The following is a 20,145-nucleotide window of genomic DNA, read 5'->3' as shown; positions in this document are numbered from 1 at the left end:
GCGTGCTTACTTTTATGAAAACTCAGCTGATTTGGTTTTTATCAAACAGAGCATTGCTTGATTATGAGGGGTTTTTACACCCAGCTTTGCACCTTGCTCACATACATAACCACAGATAGCATCAATTTCAGACTCTCTATTATGGCTAATGTCTTGCTGCATAGATGAAAAGTTTTCAGCGGTTGCAGTCATCACACAATAGGCCTGATCCAGTGCCTCGTTGAGCTTTACTTTAATACCTTGTTTATTGGCCACAAGGCAGGCTTCGCTGAGCAAATTAATGATGCGTGTACTAAATTGCGGTGCACGTAACTGACCATTTTTAACGTTATGAATGGCTGTTAATGGGTTAATAGCAACATTCACTAACAGTTTTTGCCAGCGCAATGAGTGAATATCATCGCTTACAGAAAAGTGCGGTAGGCTGCTAAATAGGTGTTTAAGCTCATTGAGCTTTTCACTTGCCGCTATATTACATGCGCCCAGCACGCTTTCACCATTTCCAGTATGGTTTACACTATAAGGTGTTACTTTAAACCCAGCTAAACGCGTTGTTAAAAACGCTAACCCCTGAGTAGGTAACAGCTGGGCATTGAGTTCATCGACATTACCCATGCCATTATGAGAAATAACGATCTGGCACTCTTTACTAAGGTAAGGTGTTATTTGCTTAAAAGCCGCTTGCACCTGAAATGCTTTAACAGTGATCACCACCAAGTCGAAGGGGGCTGACCCAGCAAGCTCTTGATGATTAATAAGGCGAGCTTTAATAGGGTGTGATTTACCATTACTCGTTTGATAGAAGCGGGTGGTCAGGGTTGGTTTTCGGGTAAGTAATGTGATGTCATGCTGCGTGGATAAAAAATAGCTAAATAATAAGCCAATTGCGCCATCACCAACAATGAGAGTCTTAGCCATTGCGTTGCTTATTACCTAAATGAAAACCAAGCTTTATAACAAAGTAGCTTACAGCACCAATAAAGTCAGCAACAAAATCACCAACAGAAGCTTGTCGGTAAGGCAGCATATCTTGCATAAATTCAATAGCAGCACCATAGCCTGCAAGTAGCAGAATTTGCACTACAAGAGGGAGTTTAAATGCTTTATCCATTACCATAGCGAGCACGAAGAAAATGCCAAAATGTGCGACTTTATCTATATGTGGAAAAAGGCTACCCACGCCTTTAATTTCTTTGGCGAATAAAAAAGTGAAGCCGATAATGCTTATTAAAAAAAGAACTTGGTAAACGCGCCTTGTCACGAAAAAATCCTAAAAGTCGTTTAAAAATGAACCCGCAGTATATCAAACATAATTATTATCGCACCTGAACGGCGTGCAGAAATATGTAAAGATTTATAAAATTGACGTTATAATCCTTGCCATATTAATTTTGAAAATTTGTTAGGAGAACCCCATGCCTTCATTTGATATTGTTTCTGAAGTAGAAATGAACGAAGCGCAAAATGCAGTAGACAACGCTAAGCGTGAGCTTGAGACGCGTTTTGATTTTCGTGGTGTTGATGCATCAATCGAATTAAGTGATAAAGTAATCAAGCTAAAAGCTGAAGCACCACAACAAGTTATGCAGCTTTTTGATATTCTCGCTGCGAAAATTTCAAAGCGTGGTTTAGATGTATCTAGCCTTGAGCTTAAAGATGAGTCGCGCAGTGGTAAGTACGTTATGCGTGATGTTGCACTTAAGCAAGGTATTGAAAAAGACGTAGCGAAGAAAATCGTTAAGTTAATCAAAGATTCAAAAATCAAAGTGCAAGCAGCCATTCAAGGTGAAGAATTACGTGTTACGGGTAAAAAGCGTGATGATTTACAAGAAGCGATGCAAGTTGTGCGTACTGCTGATTTAGGTCAGCCATTTCAATTTAAGAACTTCCGCGATTAATTCGCTGTTTGCACTATATACATAATCTAGTGCATGAAAAATGAATTAAATTTCACTAAAAAGCCAAGCGGTCTATTCGTTTGGCTTTTTTGTTGATAAAAAAGCCTTTAGCAGTATAGCCGTCCATTGACTTTTATCCCTAAAATCATCACAATAGCGGCCTATTTTCAAGGTGCTTGCTGTACCTTCTAAGGTACCTATACTTCAAAGGTTGAAGTAGCAGCAAGATAATCGGGAAGCTGGTGCGTTTTCATGGAGAAAACAATGCCAACACTGCCCCCGCAACGGTAATGTGTGTGCCCTGCATGCGCAAAGTCCGGAGACCGGCCTTGGAGTAACTTACTATTTGCGTGTGCGGTGGGCACAGGCGAGGGGATATCATGCTAAATAAATCTACCTTAGGCGTAGCGGTTGCTGCTGCGTTGTCTTTTTCTGTGTCTGCGGATGAGCAGTCAATCGAGCATATTACAGTCACGGCGAATAAATTCGAACAATCAATTAATGATGTATTGGCCAGCGTAACTGTCATTAACCGCACTGATATTGAAGCTAGCTATGCGCGAGACCTACCAAGTTTACTTGCCACCCGCGCAGGCTTTCAAATCAATGCCAATGGTGGCTTTGGTCAAAACGCAGGTGTTTCACTGCGTGGTTCAGGCACACGTCATACACTTATCTTAATTGATGGTGTGCGCACAGGGTCTGCAACGCTTGGCTATAAAGGCATTAGCAATATTCCTTTAAACAGTATTGAACGTGTTGAGGTTATTAAAGGTTCTCGCGCTGCTGTGTATGGTTCTGATGCATTAGCGGGTGTGATTAATATTATTACTCGCAAAGCACAAAACACGACCTTAGATGTTACATTTGGTTCTGATTCTTATCAAGAGTACCAAGTGGCTACTGGTGGTCAGTTTGCTGGTGTTGATATTGCTGTTAATGCTGGTTATGAAAAAACAGATGGCTTTGATGTATTGCAAGGCGTAGCACCCGATGAAGATGGCTATGAAAATAAAAACCTTGGCTTTAACCTAGGCTATCAAAATGAGCAACTAGGGGAGCTTTTATTACAAGGTCAGTACTCAGAAGGTGAAGCGCAGTACGATAGTTCTTTTAGTCCTGCGGATAGCAGGGTAGAAAAAGGTGAATTCGAAAATTATCAAGCTTCATTAGGTTGGAAAAAGGCCTTTGAAAAACACAGCCATGCGATTGATATTGCAATCTCAAGCGACAGCTCAGACGATTCACGTATCGACTATACAGGTGCTGCTGTGGTCGATAAGTTTGAAACTGAACGTAAGCAAATCGATTACAACGGTCAATACTTTTTCAATCAAGCGCTGACACTAAGCGGTGGTTTAAATTGGTATAAAGATAAAGTAAATACTAACTCTGGTACTTACTTAAAAGATAGCCGCGAAGTGTTTGCAGCATTTATTGGTGCTTATTATGATGATGAACAAGTACTTGCTAATTTAACGCTACGCCAAGATGATGACCAACAGTTCGGCGACGAAACAACTTATACTGCTGCTGTGGGTTATCACTTAAACGACATCGCAACATTCCGTGTAAGCCAAAGTACTGGCTTTAAATCGCCCACATTTAATGATTTATATTTCCCTGAACCAAGCCCAGGAAACCCCAATTTATTGCCTGAAACATCTGATAACCAAGAGTTAGGCTTATCATTAAATGTGAATGACATTAGCCTGGATATTGCTATTTTCCGTAATGAAATAGATAACAAAATTGCGTGGGCACCAAATGCATCAGGTAATTGGCAGCCAACAAATATCAATGAAGCTCGCCACGAAGGGATAGAGTTTAGTTTCGAAAACCAAGTATTTGGTTTTGATCATAGTGTTAACTTTACTTATCTATCAGCAGAAGATACTGAAACAGGTGAAGCGCTGACTTATGTATCAAAACAAAGCGTGAACTGGTCACTACATAAAGCATGGGGCGACTTTGATGCGGGTATTGATATGCAGTACCGAGGAGACCGCGATGGTAAACTCACGCACTTGCCTTCATATACTCTGTGGAATTTTGTAGGTCACTACCAAGCAACTGATAATTTAACCTTATCACTTCGCGTAGAAAACCTGTTCGATAAACAGTACAACGCCGTTGATGCCTATGGCACTGACTTAGATGGTGACTTCATCAACGACGAGCTTTATTACTACAACACGGCTGAGCGTCGCTTGTTTGTAGGTGCCCGTTATCAGTTCTAATAAAGAAAATTATTAGTTCTGCGTCTAAAAGCTCGCTACCTACTTAGCGGGCTTTTTTTATTTTAGTTTATCTGCGTAATGCTGAGCGAATTTTTCAAGTTTAGGTGCAATAAGAATACTGCAATAGCCTTGGTTAGGGTTTTCGGTATAGTAGTCTTGATGGTATTGCTCTGCAGGGTAAAAGTTAGTGAGTGGGCTTATTTCAGTGACTATTGGCTCGCGAATTTGCTTTTGTAAGTTAGCAATCATTGTCTCAGCCGCCACTTTTTGTTGTTCATCGTGGTAATAAATAACACTGCGATACTGGGTGCCAACATCATTACCTTGACGGTTTAGTTGCGTGGCATCGTGCAAAGTAAAAAACATTTCAAGTAAGCTGTGGTAACTAATAATACTACTGTCAAAATCAAGCTGAACGACTTCGGCGTGACCGGTTAAGCCAGTACAAATTTGCTGATAACTCGGGTTTTCAATGTCACCACCAGCATAACCAGAGCTGACGTTTAGCACACCTTTAACACGTCTAAATGCGGCATCAATACACCAGAAGCAACCACCGCCAAAAGTGGCTATTTGTATGTTGTTTTCCATTTTAATTTCCTCACCTTTTTGCTGACTATAGCTGAAAAAACAAAACGCCGTAAAGACGGCGTTTTATTATCGCTAAAGACTCGTTAAATGTCTTCCAGCGGTTTGTCTTTCGCTTGCTGTTCAAGTTTACCTTGTAAGTATTCGGGTGACTGAGTATTACGGGCAAGCGCTGTGTACGCTGCGGGAACTACATATAATGTTAGTAACGTAGCTACAATAACACCGGTAAATACCACAACACCAATAACCATTCGGCTCTCTGCACCTGGGCCACTTGCAAGTACAAGCGGGACAGAGCTCATCACAGTGGTGAGTGACGTCATGATGATAGGGCGTAAGCGTTGTGTTGCCGCTTGGGTAATGGCTTCGTTAAATTCAACGCCTTTGTCACGTAGTTGGTTAGCAAATTCAACAATTAAGATACCGTTCTTGGCGCTCAAACCAATCAACATCACGATACCTATTTGGCTGTAAATATTTAACGTCAGATCTGTAAACCATAAACCAAAGAGCGCGCCAACTAGGCCAAGTGGCACGGTTAGCATGATCACAAATGGATGTACAAAGCTTTCAAACTGGGCTGCAAGTACTAAGAAGGTCACTGTGAGCGCAAGAATGAACACATAGGTCATCGCTGATGCACCTTCGTAAAACAACTGCGATTCACCTTTGTAATCAATCGCTCCATCAATGTCATTTTCTTCAGCGGCTACTTGGTTTAAGAAATTAAGTGCTTCTTCTAGTGTGTAGCCATCAGCTAAGTTTGCACTTAACGTGATTGCACGCATACGGTTGTAACGGTTTAATCGCGATGCAGTTGCTTCTTCTTTTAAAGTAATAAGGCTGTCCAGTGGAACGAGTTCACCACTGCGCGACTTTAAGTAGATATTCGAGATATCTGTTGGGTTAGCAAAGTCTTCCTTGGTCCCTTTGAGAATTACGTCATACTCTTCACCACGGTCGATAAAGGTTGTGACACGTCGTTGCCCTAACATGGTCTCTAAAGTGCGGCCTACATCGGAAACGGATACGCCTAAATCTGCGGCTTTATTCTTGTTTATATTGATTAAAAACTGTGGAAACGTTTCTTTATAATCATGGTCAATACGCACAAGGCCAGGGTTTTTCTCTGCACGCTCTATGATGCGGTCTCGCCAATCGGCAAGTTGGTCATAATCGTTACCTTGCAACACAAACTCAATTGGGCGCGATGAACCACCGCCACCAATACCGCGGCGCATAATTGCAAATGCTCTAATATCTGTCACTTCGGTCATTTTACCGCTAATTTCGTCCATCACTTCCCATGTTGAACGCTTACGTTTATCCCAGTCGGCCATACCAACGATTGCTACACCACCTTGGCCGCCCCAACCTGGCACACGAATAAGTACGCGGCTTAATTCTCCTGACTCAGAGTAAGGCATTAAACGCTCTTCAATTTTGGCCATGTTTGCTGCGTTATTCTCATAACTTGCGCCTTCAGGGCCGCTCATCATGATAAAGAAAGTGCCGCGGTCTTCTTTTGGAGTGAGCTCTGATGGTACCTGCTTAAATAGCATAAAGCTGACAACACCCATTAAGATCATGGTAAATAATAGACCCCATTTACGGCTCATGTTCGATTGCAATGAGTTGCGATAGGCATTCTCTATTTTGCTAAACGAGCGATCCATCCATTGGCTAAATTTACTTTCTTTCTCTGAGGCTTTAAGTACTTTTGAGCATAAAGCGGGAGACAGTGTTAGTGCTGTGATACTTGAAAAGAACACCGCAGCACTCACCGCCATAGCAAACTCGGTAAATAACGCACCAATTCGGCCATCCATAAATACCAGCGGTACGAATACAGAAATAAGCACAAGTGTGGTGGCAATAATAGCAAACCCCACTTCTCGGGCACCACGAAAAGCCGCAAGTAAAGGCGGCTCGCCAAGCTCAATTCGGCGGTGGATATTTTCAAGCATCACAATGGCGTCATCTACCACTAGGCCGATAGCTAGCACTAAAGCGAGCAGGGTAAGTAAGTTGATTGAGTAGCCCATTGCAAGTAAGAACATAAAGCTACCAACAAGAGCCACAGGTACTGTTACTGCAGGCACTAAGGTTGCGCGAATATTGCCAAGGAATAAGTAAATAACTAAGACAACGAGTGCCATTGAAATTGCGAGGGTACGGTACACCTCATCAATCGATTCTTTGATGAAAACAGACGAGTCATAACTGTCTTCAATGGTGGTACCTTCAGGTAAGTTGCGTTTGATTTTTTCAAGCTCAGCGCGAGCGTTATCAACCACAGTTAAGGTATTCGCTTTGGCTTGCTTTACGATACCCAAACCAATCATATTTCGACCATTACCACGAAATAGGCTTTCGTCGTCGGCCGCTTCTAAGTGAACATCTGCAACTTCGCCAAGGCGAACTAAGTAGCCGTCATTACCACGCTTAATTACAAGGTTTCTAAAATCACGCTGGTCTTTATAACTACGGGCAGTACGAACGGTAAAATCACGGTCAATCGATTCAATTTCACCTGCCGGAAGTTCTACGTTTTCTGTACGAAGGGTATTTTCGATGTCACTGCTGGTGATACCTCGAGCAGCCATGGCTTTGCGGTTTAGCCAAATTTTCATTGCGTATTTACGCTCACCACCTACACGAACGTTTGAAACACCGTCAACAACGGCTAAACGGTCGACAATAAAACGCTGTGCGTAGTCAGATAGCTGTAATGAGTCCATCGTTGTACTGTTTAGCACGAACCAAGCAATCGGGCTCTCATCACTATTCGATTTTGAAACTTCGGGTGGGCGAACTTGTTCCGGTAGGCTATCAAGTGCTCTAGCTACACGCTCACGAACATCGTTTGATGCGGCATCAATATCACGACTGATATTAAACTCAATGGTGATGTTAGAGCGGCCATTGCGGCTTGATGAGTTAATACTTTTTATGCCTTCAATACCCGATATACGGTTTTCGAGTACTTGGGTTATTTTGGTTTCGATAATTTCTGCGCTGGCCCCTGTGTACTCAGTGCTTACACTCACAATTGGCGTTTCAATATCAGGGTATTCACGCAGTGGTAGCATTGAAAATGCAACGAGACCAAAGGTAAGCAGCAATAAGTTTATTACGATCGCAAAGACCGGACGTTTAACGCTAGTATCTGTAATTTTCATGCTTTAGCCCTTGATACTAACTTTACTGCCGGTACGGATTTTAATGATCCCTTCGGTGACAACTTGTTGGCCATTCTCAAGGCCCTTATCAATAGCAACCCAGCCATTGTGACGGCCAGCAACGTGTACTTCAACCTTGTTCACCACGCCGTCTTCAATTTGGAAAACATAGTGTTTATCCTGCTGAGGAATAACCGCTTTTTCTGGCACCATAAGCGCTTGGTTTGAACTAAGCTGCAAGGCGGTATTTAGTAGCATACCTGGGCGTAGTAAACGGCTACTATTTACAAAGCTAGCTGTTACTTCAACACTGCGTGTTACTGAATCAATACGTGAGCTAATATGAGTCACTTTGCCATTAAAGGTTTTTTCTGGGTAGGCATCGTTTTGAGTCATGACTTTCATACCAAGCTGTAATTGTGCTAGGTATTTTTCAGGCACTTTAAAATCAACTTTAATAATGCTGATGTCATCCAAGGTGGTAATATTTGTGGTGCTACTTACATAGGTACCAATAGATATCTCACGTTTACCTAACAATCCCGAGAATGGCGCTGTAATCGTCATTTCAGCAAGTTTTGTTTTTGCACTTTCAAGCTGAGCTTCGGTTGCATCTACACGTGATAATTGCTCTTCAAGTAATGATTTTGCTGTTGCTTGTGAGCGTGAAAGCTCGGTTAAACGCTCTAGTTGGCGTTTTTCTTCTCTGAGGTTAATACTGAGTTCTTTAACGGTCAGTTGTTCTTCTTGTGACTGAAGTTGTACGAGTTTTTGACCTTTACTGACCAAATCGCCATCATTAAAGTAGATATCAGTCACATAATCACTTTGAGCACTACGAATATAAATGGCTTGATTAGCGCGAGCACTACCTATTGCTTCGATAAGTACCGCATTTTCTTCTGAGGTAACGGTGTGTGCGCTGACCTGAGTTGCAGTATCACCAAAGCCAGTTTGTTCACCTTGGCTTGAAGGTAAGTACAAATAAACACATAACCCTAATAACAGGGTAATAATAAAAGGAAAAAGCGCTTTGCCAGATTGTGTAGAATACATCATTGTGTTACCAGAGAATTAGTTGAGTGTAGTGTACAAAATTAGTACGTGTCGAGTATGTCAGGTATCCCGTAAATTTGTGCATTTGGCGTAAAAGTAAAAAAATGGCTGAGTTTGTTCCTGAAATGTAACTAAAAGTGAGTGTTTGCTATGAGTAAAGAGTCAAAATGTAACTACTGCCTGATGTTACGAAAAGTCGTGTTAGTGGGCATTGTTATGTTCGTATTTTATTTTTCTGTGTATGGTTAATATGTCTGATATTTTGAATATTCGTGCTCACGCATCCCGTCATGGTATCGAGTTTTTGCTAGTGGGTGGGATTGGGCTAACATTTATTATGTTATTTAATTTGCTAAGGCCTGGCGAAATTAGCATTATCGAGATTTTTCTCGCGAGTAGCTGTATTGCAGCGATATTCATTGGTTATTTAAAAACGCAGGAACCCTACTTTAGTTTCACATTCTGCGAAGATGCGCTCATTTATCGTCATAAAGTCGGATATTGGCAGTTAAATAGAGAGAATTTTCATCATAGTGGTATACCAAAAGTGGAACAAGGCTTAGAATACCTTGAGTTAAATGCAGTTGGTATTAAACTCAATAACATAGATGAGTTTTTGATGCAGATACAGCCAAGAATCGCAGGGCGATTATTGATTGAGCAGCGTCACCTGTTTATGCAAGTAGTTCAAAAACATTGCAAAAATGGGGATTGCCCATCAGAATGGTTAATTGAGGATACGCAATACACGGCTCCAAGCGGGCAGCGTTACAAAGGATTGATAGCTATGTTTGCCAATCGAACACGGCATCTTGGTCAATTGACAGGGTATGATCTACTGTTACCTGCCAATGTACTCGATACTGATATTTGGCAATTTAGTGCATATTTAAATCGTTGGAAATTAAACCCTAATGAGTTTATAAATACTCAATTACACAAAAATGTGAATCGTTAGGTGGTAGTAAGCAGGATAAGGCTATGAGTCAAGAACGTTCTTTTATTAAAAGTGGTCGAAACACGATAATTCATAAAGATAGAAAGCTCGATCTAGTTATCGTGAATGGCGAAAACCACCCACGAATTAAGGTGACCCAAAACGGGCTTGAACCTTTTAAAGAAGAACTGCCAAAAAATCGTCGTGAAGCGAAAGAGCGCTACCTTGAAATGGTTTATATTACGAGTGCAGATGTTTTCGCAGAAGAAAAGCGGTTGCTCTTTATTCAATCCTTAGATGGACGTGAATATAAGGTGGATTACAGTAAAATAGGCACTAAGCTATTTGTGCGTATTCATCAGGATAGCTATCTCTAAGCCCTTCTTTAATTTGGCACTTTACTTGCTTGCTATTCACTAATTTGACGGCTGGAAATGACTCTGGCTTTGTTTTCTAAGGTGATTAACATGAGACGAGTGCCCCTTCTTGCTATTGTTATAACAACACTAACAGCATGTGGCGGTGGTGGTAGTGATAGCGACAATACCCCTACTGCTGCGACAGTTAACGCAGGCGCAGATCAACAAATAATAGAAAAAAGTGAATTTACTGTCGTGGCAAAAGGCTCGCCAGCGGATGGTACCTTTACTTGGCAGCGGGTGAGTGGCCCCGCTATAGAAGGGTTTCCTGCTGATGGTGCTGAGCAATCTTTAACTGCGCCTGATATTAAGCTCGATTCAGAACTGGTACTTCGTGTGGATTACCAAACAGCTGATGGTCAGTTAGTGAGTGATGAAGTGAGCATTTTTATCAGCTCTAATAATCAGCTTCCACAACCTGTGATCACACAAATCGCCCCTGAAGAACTCCCTTCTCAGTATAATGATGAAATTATTTTAAGTGGTGAAGAGTCGTTCGATCTTGACGAAAATGGTTCAATAAACGGTTATCTTTGGTCACAACTGTCAGGCCCAGATCTCGTTATCAATAGCTATACAGATAAAACAATCAGCTTTAATCATCCTCTGCTTGAAGCGAATACACAAATGACATGGCAGTTGACTGTCACTGATGACGAAGGGGGCTCAGCAAGTATCGAACAAACGTTTACGTTAAATAAAACGAACGAGATTATTGTTGCAAATGCAGGGCAAGATCAGCAGGTTATTGAGTTTGACACCGTAACACTTGATGCGACTAATAGTGAGGTTGTTACCACAACCAAGCAATGTTTTTGGCAGCAGGTAACGGGTGAGGTTGTGACACTTGCAAATCAAAATCAATGTATCACTTCATTCACTGCCCCAGATGTTGATTCAGACACGGAACTCAGTTTTGAAGTCACTGTAACGGATAGTAAGTCACGTAGTGATACCGATACAGTGGTTATTGATATTCGCCCTAAACCACTTGGTTACATTAACGATACGGGCATGAATGATTGTTATAACAATTCGCAAAAAATTAATTGCAACAGTGACGATTTCCCAAATCAAGATGCTGATTTAGGCAGAGACAGTGTTGCTAATCAGCTTGATAAGGTGGGGCAAGGCGACTTGGCATTTGATTTCACAAAATTAAACCAATTTGCAGATGAGTTGCCCGATGATGCCACAAACTTTAGCTGCGTTCGAGATAATGTGACGGGGTTAATTTGGGAAGTAAAAGCGGCAAGTTCAGCTCTACCACCGGCAACGACTGTCCGTGCCTCAACAAATCACTACACTTGGTATTTAGATGAGGGAAATGGAGCACAAACAGGAAGTGTACAAGGTGCGCCAAATTCAACATGTCCAAGTAATACCGCCTGTGGTTTACAAACTTATGTAGAAGAAGTTAATGCCACTGATTTTTGCGGGGGCACAAACTGGCGAGTGCCTACTTATACTGAGTTGCAAGGCTTGCTCGATTACTCTAAACAAGGTGAAGCAAGCTTACTGAGTAGTGAGTTTTTCCCAAATCAACCTGATGCGACCCAGTTAAGCAGTAATAGTGACGCATTTATGCCGTACTGGACATCACAAACTGCTGCTGATGGTACGAGTCTATCGCAGGCCTATATTATTGATATGAGTAGCGCGAACGATTTAGCGTATCCAAAAAACAATACAGCGTTTGTTCGCTTAGTCAGAACACCAGGAGAGTAAAATGCGTCAATTATCTTTGCTAGTATCGGTTGGATTATTTGCAGCATCAGCCGGTGTTGCTCAAGCACAAGTGTGTTACGACGGTGTCGCAGAAACGACGCCAACAACGCGGTTTGTTATTAATGACGATGGCACGGTAAGCGATAGCAAAACAGGGTTAATGTGGCAACGCTGTAGCTTTGGTCAAAGCTATAATACAGAAACATTAAACTGTGAAGGAACGAGCCAACAATTATCATGGGGTGAGGCATTACGCGGCGCAACGATGAGTGATTATGCTCAGTATAGCGACTGGCATGTGCCAAACATAAAAGAATTGGCAAGCATTTTAGAACATCAATGTGTTCAACCGAGCATTAATGAACAAGTTTTCTATGCCACCAAATTACAAAACTACTGGAGCAGTACCTCAGGTAAAGAACGAACTGATCTTGCTTGGGTTTATCAATTTGATAAAGGCGTAAATAGCTTACATGCGAAAACGTCGGATCTGTATTTACGCCTAGTTCGTTACGAAAAGTAACGTTGAATTATTTTTAACCGCGCTTTTTCAAGCGCGGTTTTTATATCAGCCCCTTTTATACCTTGAGCAATAAACTGCTGAGGATTGACAGCGCGTGCTTGCTTGGCTGCTTGTTCAAGTTCATTAGCAAAGTTAAGTGGTTTTTGTTCACTGATCTCAAGCGCTTCTAAAACTTGCTCGAAGCGCTCTGGGCGTCGCCACAAATCAAGCTGATTAAAGCAGCTAAGAACTGCATTGCTATCTAATTGATTAGCACACAGTGTTTGCCTGTGTGCTTGCGCGTTTAATGCTAAATCTCGTACTTCATTGGGTAAACGAATTTTCTGAGCGAGCGTTTTAATTGCCTCTTCACTGAGCGAAAGTGTTACTTGGCTAAACAGTAATGCAGTATTGGTAATTCCACGTTGTTGCGCATAATTAAAACGAGCTTGTAAGGTTCGGTATAAGGCACTGTCCCACTGCTTTTCAAGTGAAGGGATTATTACGTGTAAGCCTTTAATGTCGAATAATACATTCAAAAATTCAGCAAAGGCTCCATCACTTAATGACTTTTCGCATTCTAGCCAAATACGTTCTGCAGTGAGTGTTTCAAGCTCGCCATTGGCCACCATGGACACAAGCAAACGGTTAGTTTCAGGTGCAATGGTAAAGCCTAAGTAATGATAACGGGCTGCAAAGCGAGCAACACGTAGAATGCGTAAAGGATCTTCACTAAAAGCATCAGACACATGGCGTAAAACACGGTTTTTAATATCGTTTTGGCCATTGAAGGGATCGAACAATGTGCCGTCTTTCGCTTGAGCAATCGCATTAACGGTTAGATCACGGCGTATTAAATCTTCTTCTAAGGTGACATCAGGGGTAAAGTCGCAGATAAAGCCAGTATAACCTTCTCCTTGTTTTCGCTCTGTGCGAGCGAGTGCATACTCTTCTTTTGTTTTTGGATGTAAAAAAACAGGAAAATCTTTACCAACTTGTTGATAGCCTTGCTTAAGTAGTTCTTCTGGTGTCGCACCAACCACAACGTAATCACGCTCTTTTATCTGACGACCAAGTAGGGCATCCCTGACTGCGCCACCCACTAAATAAACCTGCATAGTTCACCTGCTATTTTGCCTTTTTGGTATTTTACGTTATTTATCTATTAAAATGCGAACAAGGTTTTAAGTGGCGTTTTTTTTTGCCATTATAGGCCGTGATTTTAAACGCAAGGAATATCACGGTGTATTTAAGCTATTTTGGCTTGTCAGAAAAACCTTTTTCGATTGCTCCGAACCCTGAATATTTATTTCTCAGTGAGCGCCATAAAGAAGCGTTAGCGCATCTAACTTACGGCTTAGGAGAAGCGGGAGGGTTTGTATTGCTGACAGGTGAGGTTGGTACAGGGAAAACAACATTAACAAGAAGCCTGCAAGAACAGCTTCCAGAAAATACACAAGTTGCACAAATTCATAATCCTGCCTTATCGCAACTTGAATTGTTGGCCAGTATTTGTGATGAATTAAATATTACTTACGACAGCAATAATGCGACGTTGAAAACATTAACCGATGTGATCAAAAAGCATTTGGAGTCAAATAATAGCGCGGGTGGCCACACCATTTTAATTATTGATGAAGCGCAATTACTTGCTCCTGATGTACTTGAGCAATTGCGTTTATTGACCAATATAGAAACGGATCATAAAAAGCTATTACAAATCGTTTTAGTGGGACAACCAGAGCTACAAGCATTACTTAAACGCACAGAACTTAGGCAATTGGCACAGCGTATAACAGCACGCTATCACCTATTACCGCTAACAGAAGGGCAAGTATTTGCGTATGTTAAACATCGTTTGTCTAAAGCAGGAACCGAACAAGCGTTGTTCTCCAGGGATGCTCTAAAGGCTATCTATCAAGTGACGCAGGGCGTCCCGAGATTGATTAACCTATTGTGTGAACGCTGTTTAGTGGGTGCTTTTTCTCAACAAAAGTTGAGCATAGATAGTGAACTGGTGATGCGTTCTGCCGAGGAAGCTTTGCCACCAAGTAGCACAGTCATTACAGCAACCGCCAATACACAATCCAATTATGTTTGGCTTTACCCTGTTTCATTTTTAGTCGTCTTAGGTGTGGGTATTGGTTTATCCTACCTAATATAAAGAGTGCTCATTTATGTCATTACTTTTAGATGCAATTAAACAATCTGGTCAGCATGAGCAAACCGCCGCTGAGCATGACCAAGCTGCATTACAATTAAAACAGCAGCAGGAATTAACTCGTTACAGACGCCTTGCCCTGTCATTTGGGCTTTTATTAGCTGCGATTTTGACGCTGATGGCAGGGTTTTCAATTGGCAAATGGCTACAAAATAATAAGTCATTGGATAGCGCAGTTGTTACAAGCACGCAGCAAACGCTTGATAAAAAAGAGACAGTGGAGAATACGGAACAAGCTGCCACTGACGCTGCGCAAACGGCTGCTCAGCCACACGCAATAAATGCGGCTGTAACGTCAACACAACTCCCGCAACCTTCAATGCAGCAAATGCCTGTGCAAGGGCAACAATATCAATGGGTTCAGGTGCCAGTAAATTCAGTTCCTGTGTATGTCAATCAGGGGCAGCCTGTTTATCAACAGCCAATTTATCAAGGTCAACCGGTTTATCAAACACAGCCGCAGTTTTCACAGCCTGTGCAAGTGACGCAAAATAATAGCTCGCGACAGGTAAGCGACCAAGGTCTTGATTTAAGTAAATATAAGGTATTGGGTAAGCCGCTAAATAGCGAGCCATCAGCTCCCCCTCAGCAAACCCTCGACAATGACGAGCTTAAAGATGTGCCCGATACGTTGAAAGATGCATTTGCTAAAGCGGTGCAGGATGTTGATAGTCAGCATTTTTCAGAAGTCACTCACAGTACGAAAAACTCATCCTATGCCGAGCCCATTGAGCTATTACCTGTATCGTTACAAAATCAGTTACCTACGATTAAGTATCAGGCACATATTTATGCGTCAGAAACATCAAAACGTTGGATTAAGCTAAATGGCCGTGAATTATATGAAGGTGACAGTATAGGTGTGCTGTCAGTGGTCGAGATTACGCCAGAGCAAAGTTTGCTCAGTTACGATGGTTACGAGTTTACTTTGAAAGCACTACAAGATTGGCCCGAATAGGTTTTACTAAAACTGATAGCTTAGGGCGACTTTTATATTACGACCAAATATAGGTCGCCCATAAAATAGGGGATCTTGGTGGTTTAAATCATCTCTGGGATTGCCTTCTGTTAAACCAAGCGTGTTGGTGAGGTTTTTAATTTCTAGCTGTAAGCTTAACTGCTCATTCATTGTGAACTCACTGAAAAAATCCCATGTTTGATAAGCTGGCAATGCGAATTGATTGGCGGTATCGGAGTATCGCTCGCCGATGTAAGCCCATGTGATCGCAGCTTGAAAATTGTCTGACTTATACTCCGGTGTCAGTCGAAACTGTAGCTCAGGTGTACGGGTTATTTGGTTACCATTAAACTCGCTTTGAGGAAGGGATGATGGGATCCCGTAGAACCCTGCATCTTGCCATACCCCAACGCCTTTGAATTGCCAAGATGCGTTGTATTGGTAGCTGAATTCAAATTCTAACCCTTGCGTTTGTGTGTTAATTAAAATTGCCTTTTGTGGCCCCGTTGCACCTCTATAAACAGTAAAAGGAAGCGGGTCAAAATTAGTATCAAATAAAGCCCCACTAAATTGCCAATGTGATGTTTGCAGTCGTAAGCCGATTTCACCCAAGGTTAAACGTATTGGTTTGCCAAAGTTTTGCTGGTCTCGCTCAATATTGTTGGAAGCCCAACCACGCGCATTACCAAAATTAATTAATCGAGGCATTTCAAAAGCGTCTGAGTAGCGAGCAAATACGGCAAGGTGTTGCTGTATCTGATAATTCGCGCCAACACTAAACGCTGTTTGGTTAAATGTGTCATGTAGTGAACTTGGGGCAAGGTAATGCGAGTAATAAGGCTTTAGCGAATCGGTTGGTGATATTGCGCCTTCAAATAGGGTGCTGTCTAAGTTGAGGTTTTCATTACGAAGCGCAAGGTCAAACCTAAGGCTGTCTGTGATTTGCCAATCAAAATTAGCATAAAAAGAATGGGACTCAGATAAACCGACTCCTTTTAAATACACAGGACCCGCATACGATAAAAAGCCTTGTTCATTGAAGTTACCAACAACTTCTCCTTGATTATTTATCAGTACAATTTCTAAACGATCAGGTTGATGCTTTACATCAGTGAGTAATTCACCAAGCCATTGGTCAAGGGGTAATGAGCTAAAGTCGCTGCGCGCATAAATATGCCCTAAGCTGAGTGACCAGTGATCATCAAGGTAATTGATTCGAAAATGGTTAATCAACTGTTGTTGTTTGTAGTGTGAGTGCAGTGGGAAACTGGAGGTGACTAAGCCATTTTCATTGAGGCGGCTAGGGTCATCGATTAATTTGTGGTCGCTTACCCGTCGGTACTGTGCGGTTAAATCTGTATCTGCAAAAGAGTGTTTAAAATCGGTTATATCTTGTTGTTGTAAACGGCTTTGGGCATCAACAATGGTTTGGTTGCCTAAGTTCATAAGCGTGTAAAGTTCATTGTTTAGCTTAGCGTAACGAGTGCGGTTAGTGATATTTACTTTGTCACTCAGTGGCGCTTTAAATACTAACGTGTAGCTATTCATTTGTGTATGCTGAGCATCACCCAAATCATGAACAAGCGGGCCTTCAGGAGTGCGAAACGCTAACAATTTTAAATCGTCACTTAATAGCGTGCCATCGTCATAGGCAAGACTATCGAGTTGTTGAATTTTTTGTTTATTTTCTAAAATTAGCGGAGCATAAAAGCTGGTTTTATCATTTAGGTGTTTGTAGCTAAAGTCAAATTCAAAACTGTCAGTTAACCAACTGATTTTTGTACTAAATTGGCCTCCTTTATCCGCTTTATAGCCAGGTTCACGAATACCATCTGAGGTACGGTAAAATCCACCGATTGTATAAAACAGTTCATCAGTTAAAGGGCCCGTAAAGACACCGTCAAAGCGTGTGTAATCATAGCTGATGCCATGACTTAATTTGATTAGGTTAAATGGTATTGCAGAGCCTTGTCTTGTTATATAGTTCACCATAGCCGCAGGGCCATTAAGGGTAAAAATACCGCTGCTACCACCACGTACAGCTTCGATGGTCTGGTGGGTCAGATCGGGTCGTAAGAAAAAATCTCCCCATATTCCATCGTAGGTAATGGGCAAGCCATCTTCCATCAAACTAATAAAACGAAACCCTTCACCGCCTCTTAAGCCTCTTGGTGAGACATTATTGTTTGTTTCGCCGCCTGAGTCTTCAACCCAAAAACCGGTGACATTTTTAAGCACCTCAGCGCTTGAATAAGGTGTTTGTTGCTCAAGCTTAGAGCTGGATAGTTGTGTAATAGAAATGGAAGAATTTAAGATATTACGACTTTTACCACTGACGCCTGTTACGATGATGCGCTCAAAATCATCAGTGGGCGTTTGCTTTGATAACGTGACAAAGATGCGCTGCTCTGTCAAAGCGAGTGTGAACTGATAGCGAGAGCCTTGCAGGACGTCAGTGAGTATTTCACTCAACGTGAAGTCCCCTTGTAAAGGTGGAAGCACGCTATGTTCACTGATTGAGGCAGCACTGAGCTGCCAGCCACTTTGCTCTGCAATATCGAGCAAGCGCTGTTGCAAGGTTGCTTCAGCTAAATCGAATGCATAGTCAGTGCTAGCATGTGCTTTGCTAGTAAATAATATTAACCATATTAGTGTTGTGGTTAATAGTCTTAACAACATAGTTTAATTAGATATTTTTATTATTGTTTAAACTTTGTACCACTTTTAGCTTATTTTCGCTATGACACTTTTAGCTAATCTGCTGTCAATGTAAAAACATGGCCTTTTTGAGTCACTGTAATAGGGTAAATTTTTTCTAAACTACTTAACCAACCTTCGATTTCAGTTGTTAAGAATGTGCCGTTGTAGGTGAGTTCTGTTAGTTTTTTATCGCTTAAATTAACTTGAACTTCACTGTACCTTGCAACATCATTAAGCACATCACCCAAGCGCGCATTTTGGTAGACTAAATAGCCTTTTTGCCAGCCCATAGTCAGCGAGTCACCTTGTGCCTTAGTGTGTGTAACTTTACCTGCCTTTGTCATTTCGACAGCTTGTCCTTGAGTGAGTGTGACAGCGTCTTGTTGAGCCACAGAGACACTGCCTTCTAGCACATCAACACGAATAGAGGCTGGATTTGCTCGTACATTAAAGATGGTGCCTAACGCTGTTACTTCACTGTTTTGATAGCGCACAACAAAGGGTCTTTGCTTATCTTTACTGACATTAAAAAGTGCTTCGCCTTGGTATAAAATTAGTTCACGAGATGCGCGGCTATAACGAACGGCAAGTTGAGTATTCGCACCTAAGTCTATTTGACTGCCATCGTCTAAAGTAAAAGAGCGATGCTCATTAATTGTGGTATGAAAAAATTCATTTGATACTTTGTTATTTGCACTTGCTTGGGGGCTCACAGTGCTCATTGTTTTTATAGGCGACTCTTGATTTACTAAGAAAATAAAACCAAATAGCAAGCAGCTCGCTGCTATGGCTAAATAGCCTGTTATAGCGCGATATTTAGAACGTGTTTTGTTAGACGTAACAGCATCAAGCTCAGCCAATTGCTGTGTCACAAACTCATCACTTAATGCGGTTGATGTCGTCCAAAGCGACTGCATTTTTTCAAACACTTCACGATGGACTGTGCTTTGAGCTAGCCACTCGTTAAGCTCGTCAGGGTAGCGATTTGTTTCGCTTTCAGTAAACTTTTCATCTAATACAAGTAACCACTCAGCAGCTTGCTCTTCGATATTTGCTAAGTCGTTCGGTGATGGGTTCATGCTAAGATCCTTAAAACTCATGACTAAAGCTCATGTTGCAATTGCTGGTAGCAATGACGAACTGCACGTAAAACATATTTTCTTACCATACTGGGTGAAATCTGTAAGGTTAAAGCTATTTCTTCGTAGCTTTGTCCTCGTATTTTATATAACAAGAATGCTAGTCTGCATTTATCTGGCAAACTAATGAGAGATTTTTCCATTTCTTTTAGCAACTCATTATTATGATGTGTTTTCTCTGGGTTTATAGAGCTGACAGGTTGCGTGCTGTTATCTGTATCAGAGATAAACTCATCAAATGGGCTGCGTGCTTTACGTCTCAATTTATCTATTGCTAAATTTGTTGCTATTTTATACAGGTAAGCAGCGATGTAATTGCTTATTTTTTCTTGCTCTAACCCTAGCAGCTTAACAAAGGCTTCTTGCGCAACATCTTCTGCTTCACGTTTGTCTAGTCCTTTACTCATGATATGACGTATCAGTTTTTGCTGTTGCTTTAAAAACAACTGCTCAACTTGCTGGCGGCGACTACGCTGACAGTCTGATTCGGTATCGACTGAATCAATGGATTTGCGTCTAAAAGATAATAACGGTGGCATGAATCCGCATCCTACTCTTCCATTTGTATTGCATG

Annotated in this window: 17 protein-coding genes and 1 riboswitch; of the genes, 8 read left to right on the top strand and 9 right to left on the bottom strand. The window is 41.6% G+C overall.

The window, feature by feature from the left end:
- Positions 1–12 precede the first annotated feature (12 nt).
- Entirely contained in the window at positions 13–918 is a 906-nt protein-coding gene (locus L3V41_RS03755) for a 2-dehydropantoate 2-reductase (RefSeq protein ID WP_237114414.1), read from the bottom strand.
- A complete protein-coding gene (locus L3V41_RS03750) occupies positions 911–1,261 on the bottom strand; it encodes a VanZ family protein (protein ID WP_130149507.1) in 351 nt (116 codons plus the stop codon). Before L3V41_RS03750 ends, L3V41_RS03755 begins: the two co-directional genes overlap by 8 nt.
- Positions 1,262–1,415: 154 nt before the next feature.
- Here L3V41_RS03750 and L3V41_RS03745 point away from each other — a divergent pair, with 154 nt between their 5' ends.
- On the top strand, positions 1,416–1,898 hold the full coding sequence (locus tag L3V41_RS03745) for a YajQ family cyclic di-GMP-binding protein (protein ID WP_054551104.1): 483 nt from the start codon (positions 1,416–1,418) through the stop codon (positions 1,896–1,898).
- A 174-nt stretch (positions 1,899–2,072) separates the two neighbouring features.
- Positions 2,073–2,245: riboswitch (cobalamin riboswitch) on the top strand.
- Between the two features lie 33 nt (positions 2,246–2,278).
- On the top strand, positions 2,279–4,138 hold the full coding sequence (locus tag L3V41_RS03740; protein ID WP_062568756.1) for a TonB-dependent receptor: 1,860 nt from the start codon (positions 2,279–2,281) through the stop codon (positions 4,136–4,138).
- Positions 4,139–4,195: 57 nt separating this feature from the next.
- Here L3V41_RS03740 and msrA read toward each other — a convergent pair whose 3' ends face one another.
- From msrA to L3V41_RS03725, 3 genes are all read right to left on the bottom strand, one after another.
- Positions 4,196–4,729 carry a peptide-methionine (S)-S-oxide reductase MsrA gene (gene msrA / locus L3V41_RS03735; RefSeq protein ID WP_130149509.1) on the bottom strand — a complete coding sequence of 178 codons (534 nt, stop codon included), beginning with the start codon at positions 4,727–4,729 and terminating at the stop codon, positions 4,196–4,198.
- 83 nt (positions 4,730–4,812) lie between these two features.
- Positions 4,813–7,911, bottom strand: coding sequence for an efflux RND transporter permease subunit (locus tag L3V41_RS03730; protein ID WP_237127181.1), 3,099 nt, complete (start codon positions 7,909–7,911; stop codon positions 4,813–4,815).
- A gap of 3 nt (positions 7,912–7,914) precedes the next feature.
- Positions 7,915–8,967 (bottom strand): efflux RND transporter periplasmic adaptor subunit, encoded by a 1,053-nt coding sequence (locus L3V41_RS03725; protein WP_062568830.1) that lies wholly within the window; start codon positions 8,965–8,967, stop codon positions 7,915–7,917.
- 241 nt (positions 8,968–9,208) lie between these two features.
- Here L3V41_RS03725 and L3V41_RS03720 point away from each other — a divergent pair, with 241 nt between their 5' ends.
- The 4 genes from L3V41_RS03720 to L3V41_RS03705 all read left to right on the top strand — a co-directional run bounded on the left by L3V41_RS03720 (position 9,209) and on the right by L3V41_RS03705 (position 12,574).
- Positions 9,209–9,925 (top strand): DUF2982 domain-containing protein, encoded by a 717-nt coding sequence (locus tag L3V41_RS03720; protein ID WP_062568759.1) that lies wholly within the window; start codon positions 9,209–9,211, stop codon positions 9,923–9,925.
- 23 nt (positions 9,926–9,948) lie between these two features.
- Positions 9,949–10,281, top strand: coding sequence for a hypothetical protein (locus L3V41_RS03715; protein ID WP_062568760.1), 333 nt, complete (start codon positions 9,949–9,951; stop codon positions 10,279–10,281).
- Between the two features lie 90 nt (positions 10,282–10,371).
- A complete protein-coding gene (locus L3V41_RS03710) occupies positions 10,372–12,051 on the top strand; it encodes a DUF1566 domain-containing protein (protein ID WP_062568761.1) in 1,680 nt (559 codons plus the stop codon).
- Position 12,052: 1 nt separating this feature from the next.
- Positions 12,053–12,574 carry a DUF1566 domain-containing protein gene (locus L3V41_RS03705; RefSeq protein ID WP_062568762.1) on the top strand — a complete coding sequence of 174 codons (522 nt, stop codon included), beginning with the start codon at positions 12,053–12,055 and terminating at the stop codon, positions 12,572–12,574.
- On the opposite strand, the gene L3V41_RS03700 is transcribed toward L3V41_RS03705, so the two are convergent.
- The gene (locus L3V41_RS03700) at positions 12,562–13,671 is read right to left on the bottom strand and encodes a tRNA nucleotidyltransferase (RefSeq protein ID WP_237127180.1); all 1,110 of its coding nucleotides are present in this window, start codon (positions 13,669–13,671) and stop codon (positions 12,562–12,564) included. The two genes, L3V41_RS03705 and L3V41_RS03700, sit on opposite strands and share 13 nt — an antisense overlap.
- A 125-nt stretch (positions 13,672–13,796) precedes the next feature.
- On the opposite strand from L3V41_RS03700, the gene L3V41_RS03695 reads away from it, so the two are divergent.
- Positions 13,797–14,717 carry an AAA family ATPase gene (locus tag L3V41_RS03695; protein WP_062568764.1) on the top strand — a complete coding sequence of 307 codons (921 nt, stop codon included), beginning with the start codon at positions 13,797–13,799 and terminating at the stop codon, positions 14,715–14,717.
- Positions 14,718–14,730: 13 nt separating this feature from the next.
- Positions 14,731–15,732 (top strand): general secretion pathway protein GspB, encoded by a 1,002-nt coding sequence (locus tag L3V41_RS03690; RefSeq protein WP_062568765.1) that lies wholly within the window; start codon positions 14,731–14,733, stop codon positions 15,730–15,732.
- A 6-nt stretch (positions 15,733–15,738) separates the two neighbouring features.
- Here the strand turns inward: L3V41_RS03690 and L3V41_RS03685 are convergent, their stop codons facing one another.
- The 3 genes from L3V41_RS03685 to L3V41_RS03675 form a co-directional block, all read right to left on the bottom strand.
- The gene (locus L3V41_RS03685) at positions 15,739–18,411 is read right to left on the bottom strand and encodes a TonB-dependent receptor (protein ID WP_237127179.1); all 2,673 of its coding nucleotides are present in this window, start codon (positions 18,409–18,411) and stop codon (positions 15,739–15,741) included.
- A gap of 74 nt (positions 18,412–18,485) precedes the next feature.
- Positions 18,486–19,511 carry a FecR domain-containing protein gene (locus L3V41_RS03680; protein ID WP_237127178.1) on the bottom strand — a complete coding sequence of 342 codons (1,026 nt, stop codon included), beginning with the start codon at positions 19,509–19,511 and terminating at the stop codon, positions 18,486–18,488.
- A gap of 23 nt (positions 19,512–19,534) precedes the next feature.
- Entirely contained in the window at positions 19,535–20,110 is a 576-nt protein-coding gene (locus L3V41_RS03675) for an RNA polymerase sigma factor (protein WP_062568768.1), read from the bottom strand.
- Positions 20,111–20,145: the final 35 nt, after the last annotated feature.

Source organism: Pseudoalteromonas sp. L21 (genome assembly GCF_021728035.1).
GTDB classification, from domain to species: Bacteria; Pseudomonadota; Gammaproteobacteria; order Enterobacterales; family Alteromonadaceae; genus Pseudoalteromonas; species Pseudoalteromonas arabiensis.
Note: the sequence above shows the minus strand (reverse complement) of the source record. Positions and strands in the feature narration are given on the sequence as shown.

Coding starts and splice junctions, on each gene's coding strand:
- L3V41_RS03675 (WP_062568768.1), bottom strand. CDS start 20,110: ATGCCACCGTTATTATCTTTTAGACGCAAATCCATTGATTCAGTCGAT.
- L3V41_RS03725 (WP_062568830.1), bottom strand. CDS start 8,967: ATGTATTCTACACAATCTGGCAAAGCGCTTTTTCCTTTTATTATTACC.
- L3V41_RS03745 (WP_054551104.1), top strand. CDS start 1,416: ATGCCTTCATTTGATATTGTTTCTGAAGTAGAAATGAACGAAGCGCAA.
- L3V41_RS03720 (WP_062568759.1), top strand. CDS start 9,209: ATGGTTAATATGTCTGATATTTTGAATATTCGTGCTCACGCATCCCGT.
- L3V41_RS03690 (WP_062568765.1), top strand. CDS start 14,731: ATGTCATTACTTTTAGATGCAATTAAACAATCTGGTCAGCATGAGCAA.
- L3V41_RS03700 (WP_237127180.1), bottom strand. CDS start 13,671: ATGCAGGTTTATTTAGTGGGTGGCGCAGTCAGGGATGCCCTACTTGGT.
- L3V41_RS03685 (WP_237127179.1), bottom strand. CDS start 18,411: ATGTTGTTAAGACTATTAACCACAACACTAATATGGTTAATATTATTT.
- L3V41_RS03730 (WP_237127181.1), bottom strand. CDS start 7,911: ATGAAAATTACAGATACTAGCGTTAAACGTCCGGTCTTTGCGATCGTA.
- L3V41_RS03680 (WP_237127178.1), bottom strand. CDS start 19,511: ATGAACCCATCACCGAACGACTTAGCAAATATCGAAGAGCAAGCTGCT.
- msrA (WP_130149509.1), bottom strand. CDS start 4,729: ATGGAAAACAACATACAAATAGCCACTTTTGGCGGTGGTTGCTTCTGG.
- L3V41_RS03705 (WP_062568762.1), top strand. CDS start 12,053: ATGCGTCAATTATCTTTGCTAGTATCGGTTGGATTATTTGCAGCATCA.
- L3V41_RS03710 (WP_062568761.1), top strand. CDS start 10,372: ATGAGACGAGTGCCCCTTCTTGCTATTGTTATAACAACACTAACAGCA.
- L3V41_RS03715 (WP_062568760.1), top strand. CDS start 9,949: ATGAGTCAAGAACGTTCTTTTATTAAAAGTGGTCGAAACACGATAATT.
- L3V41_RS03740 (WP_062568756.1), top strand. CDS start 2,279: ATGCTAAATAAATCTACCTTAGGCGTAGCGGTTGCTGCTGCGTTGTCT.
- L3V41_RS03755 (WP_237114414.1), bottom strand. CDS start 918: ATGGCTAAGACTCTCATTGTTGGTGATGGCGCAATTGGCTTATTATTT.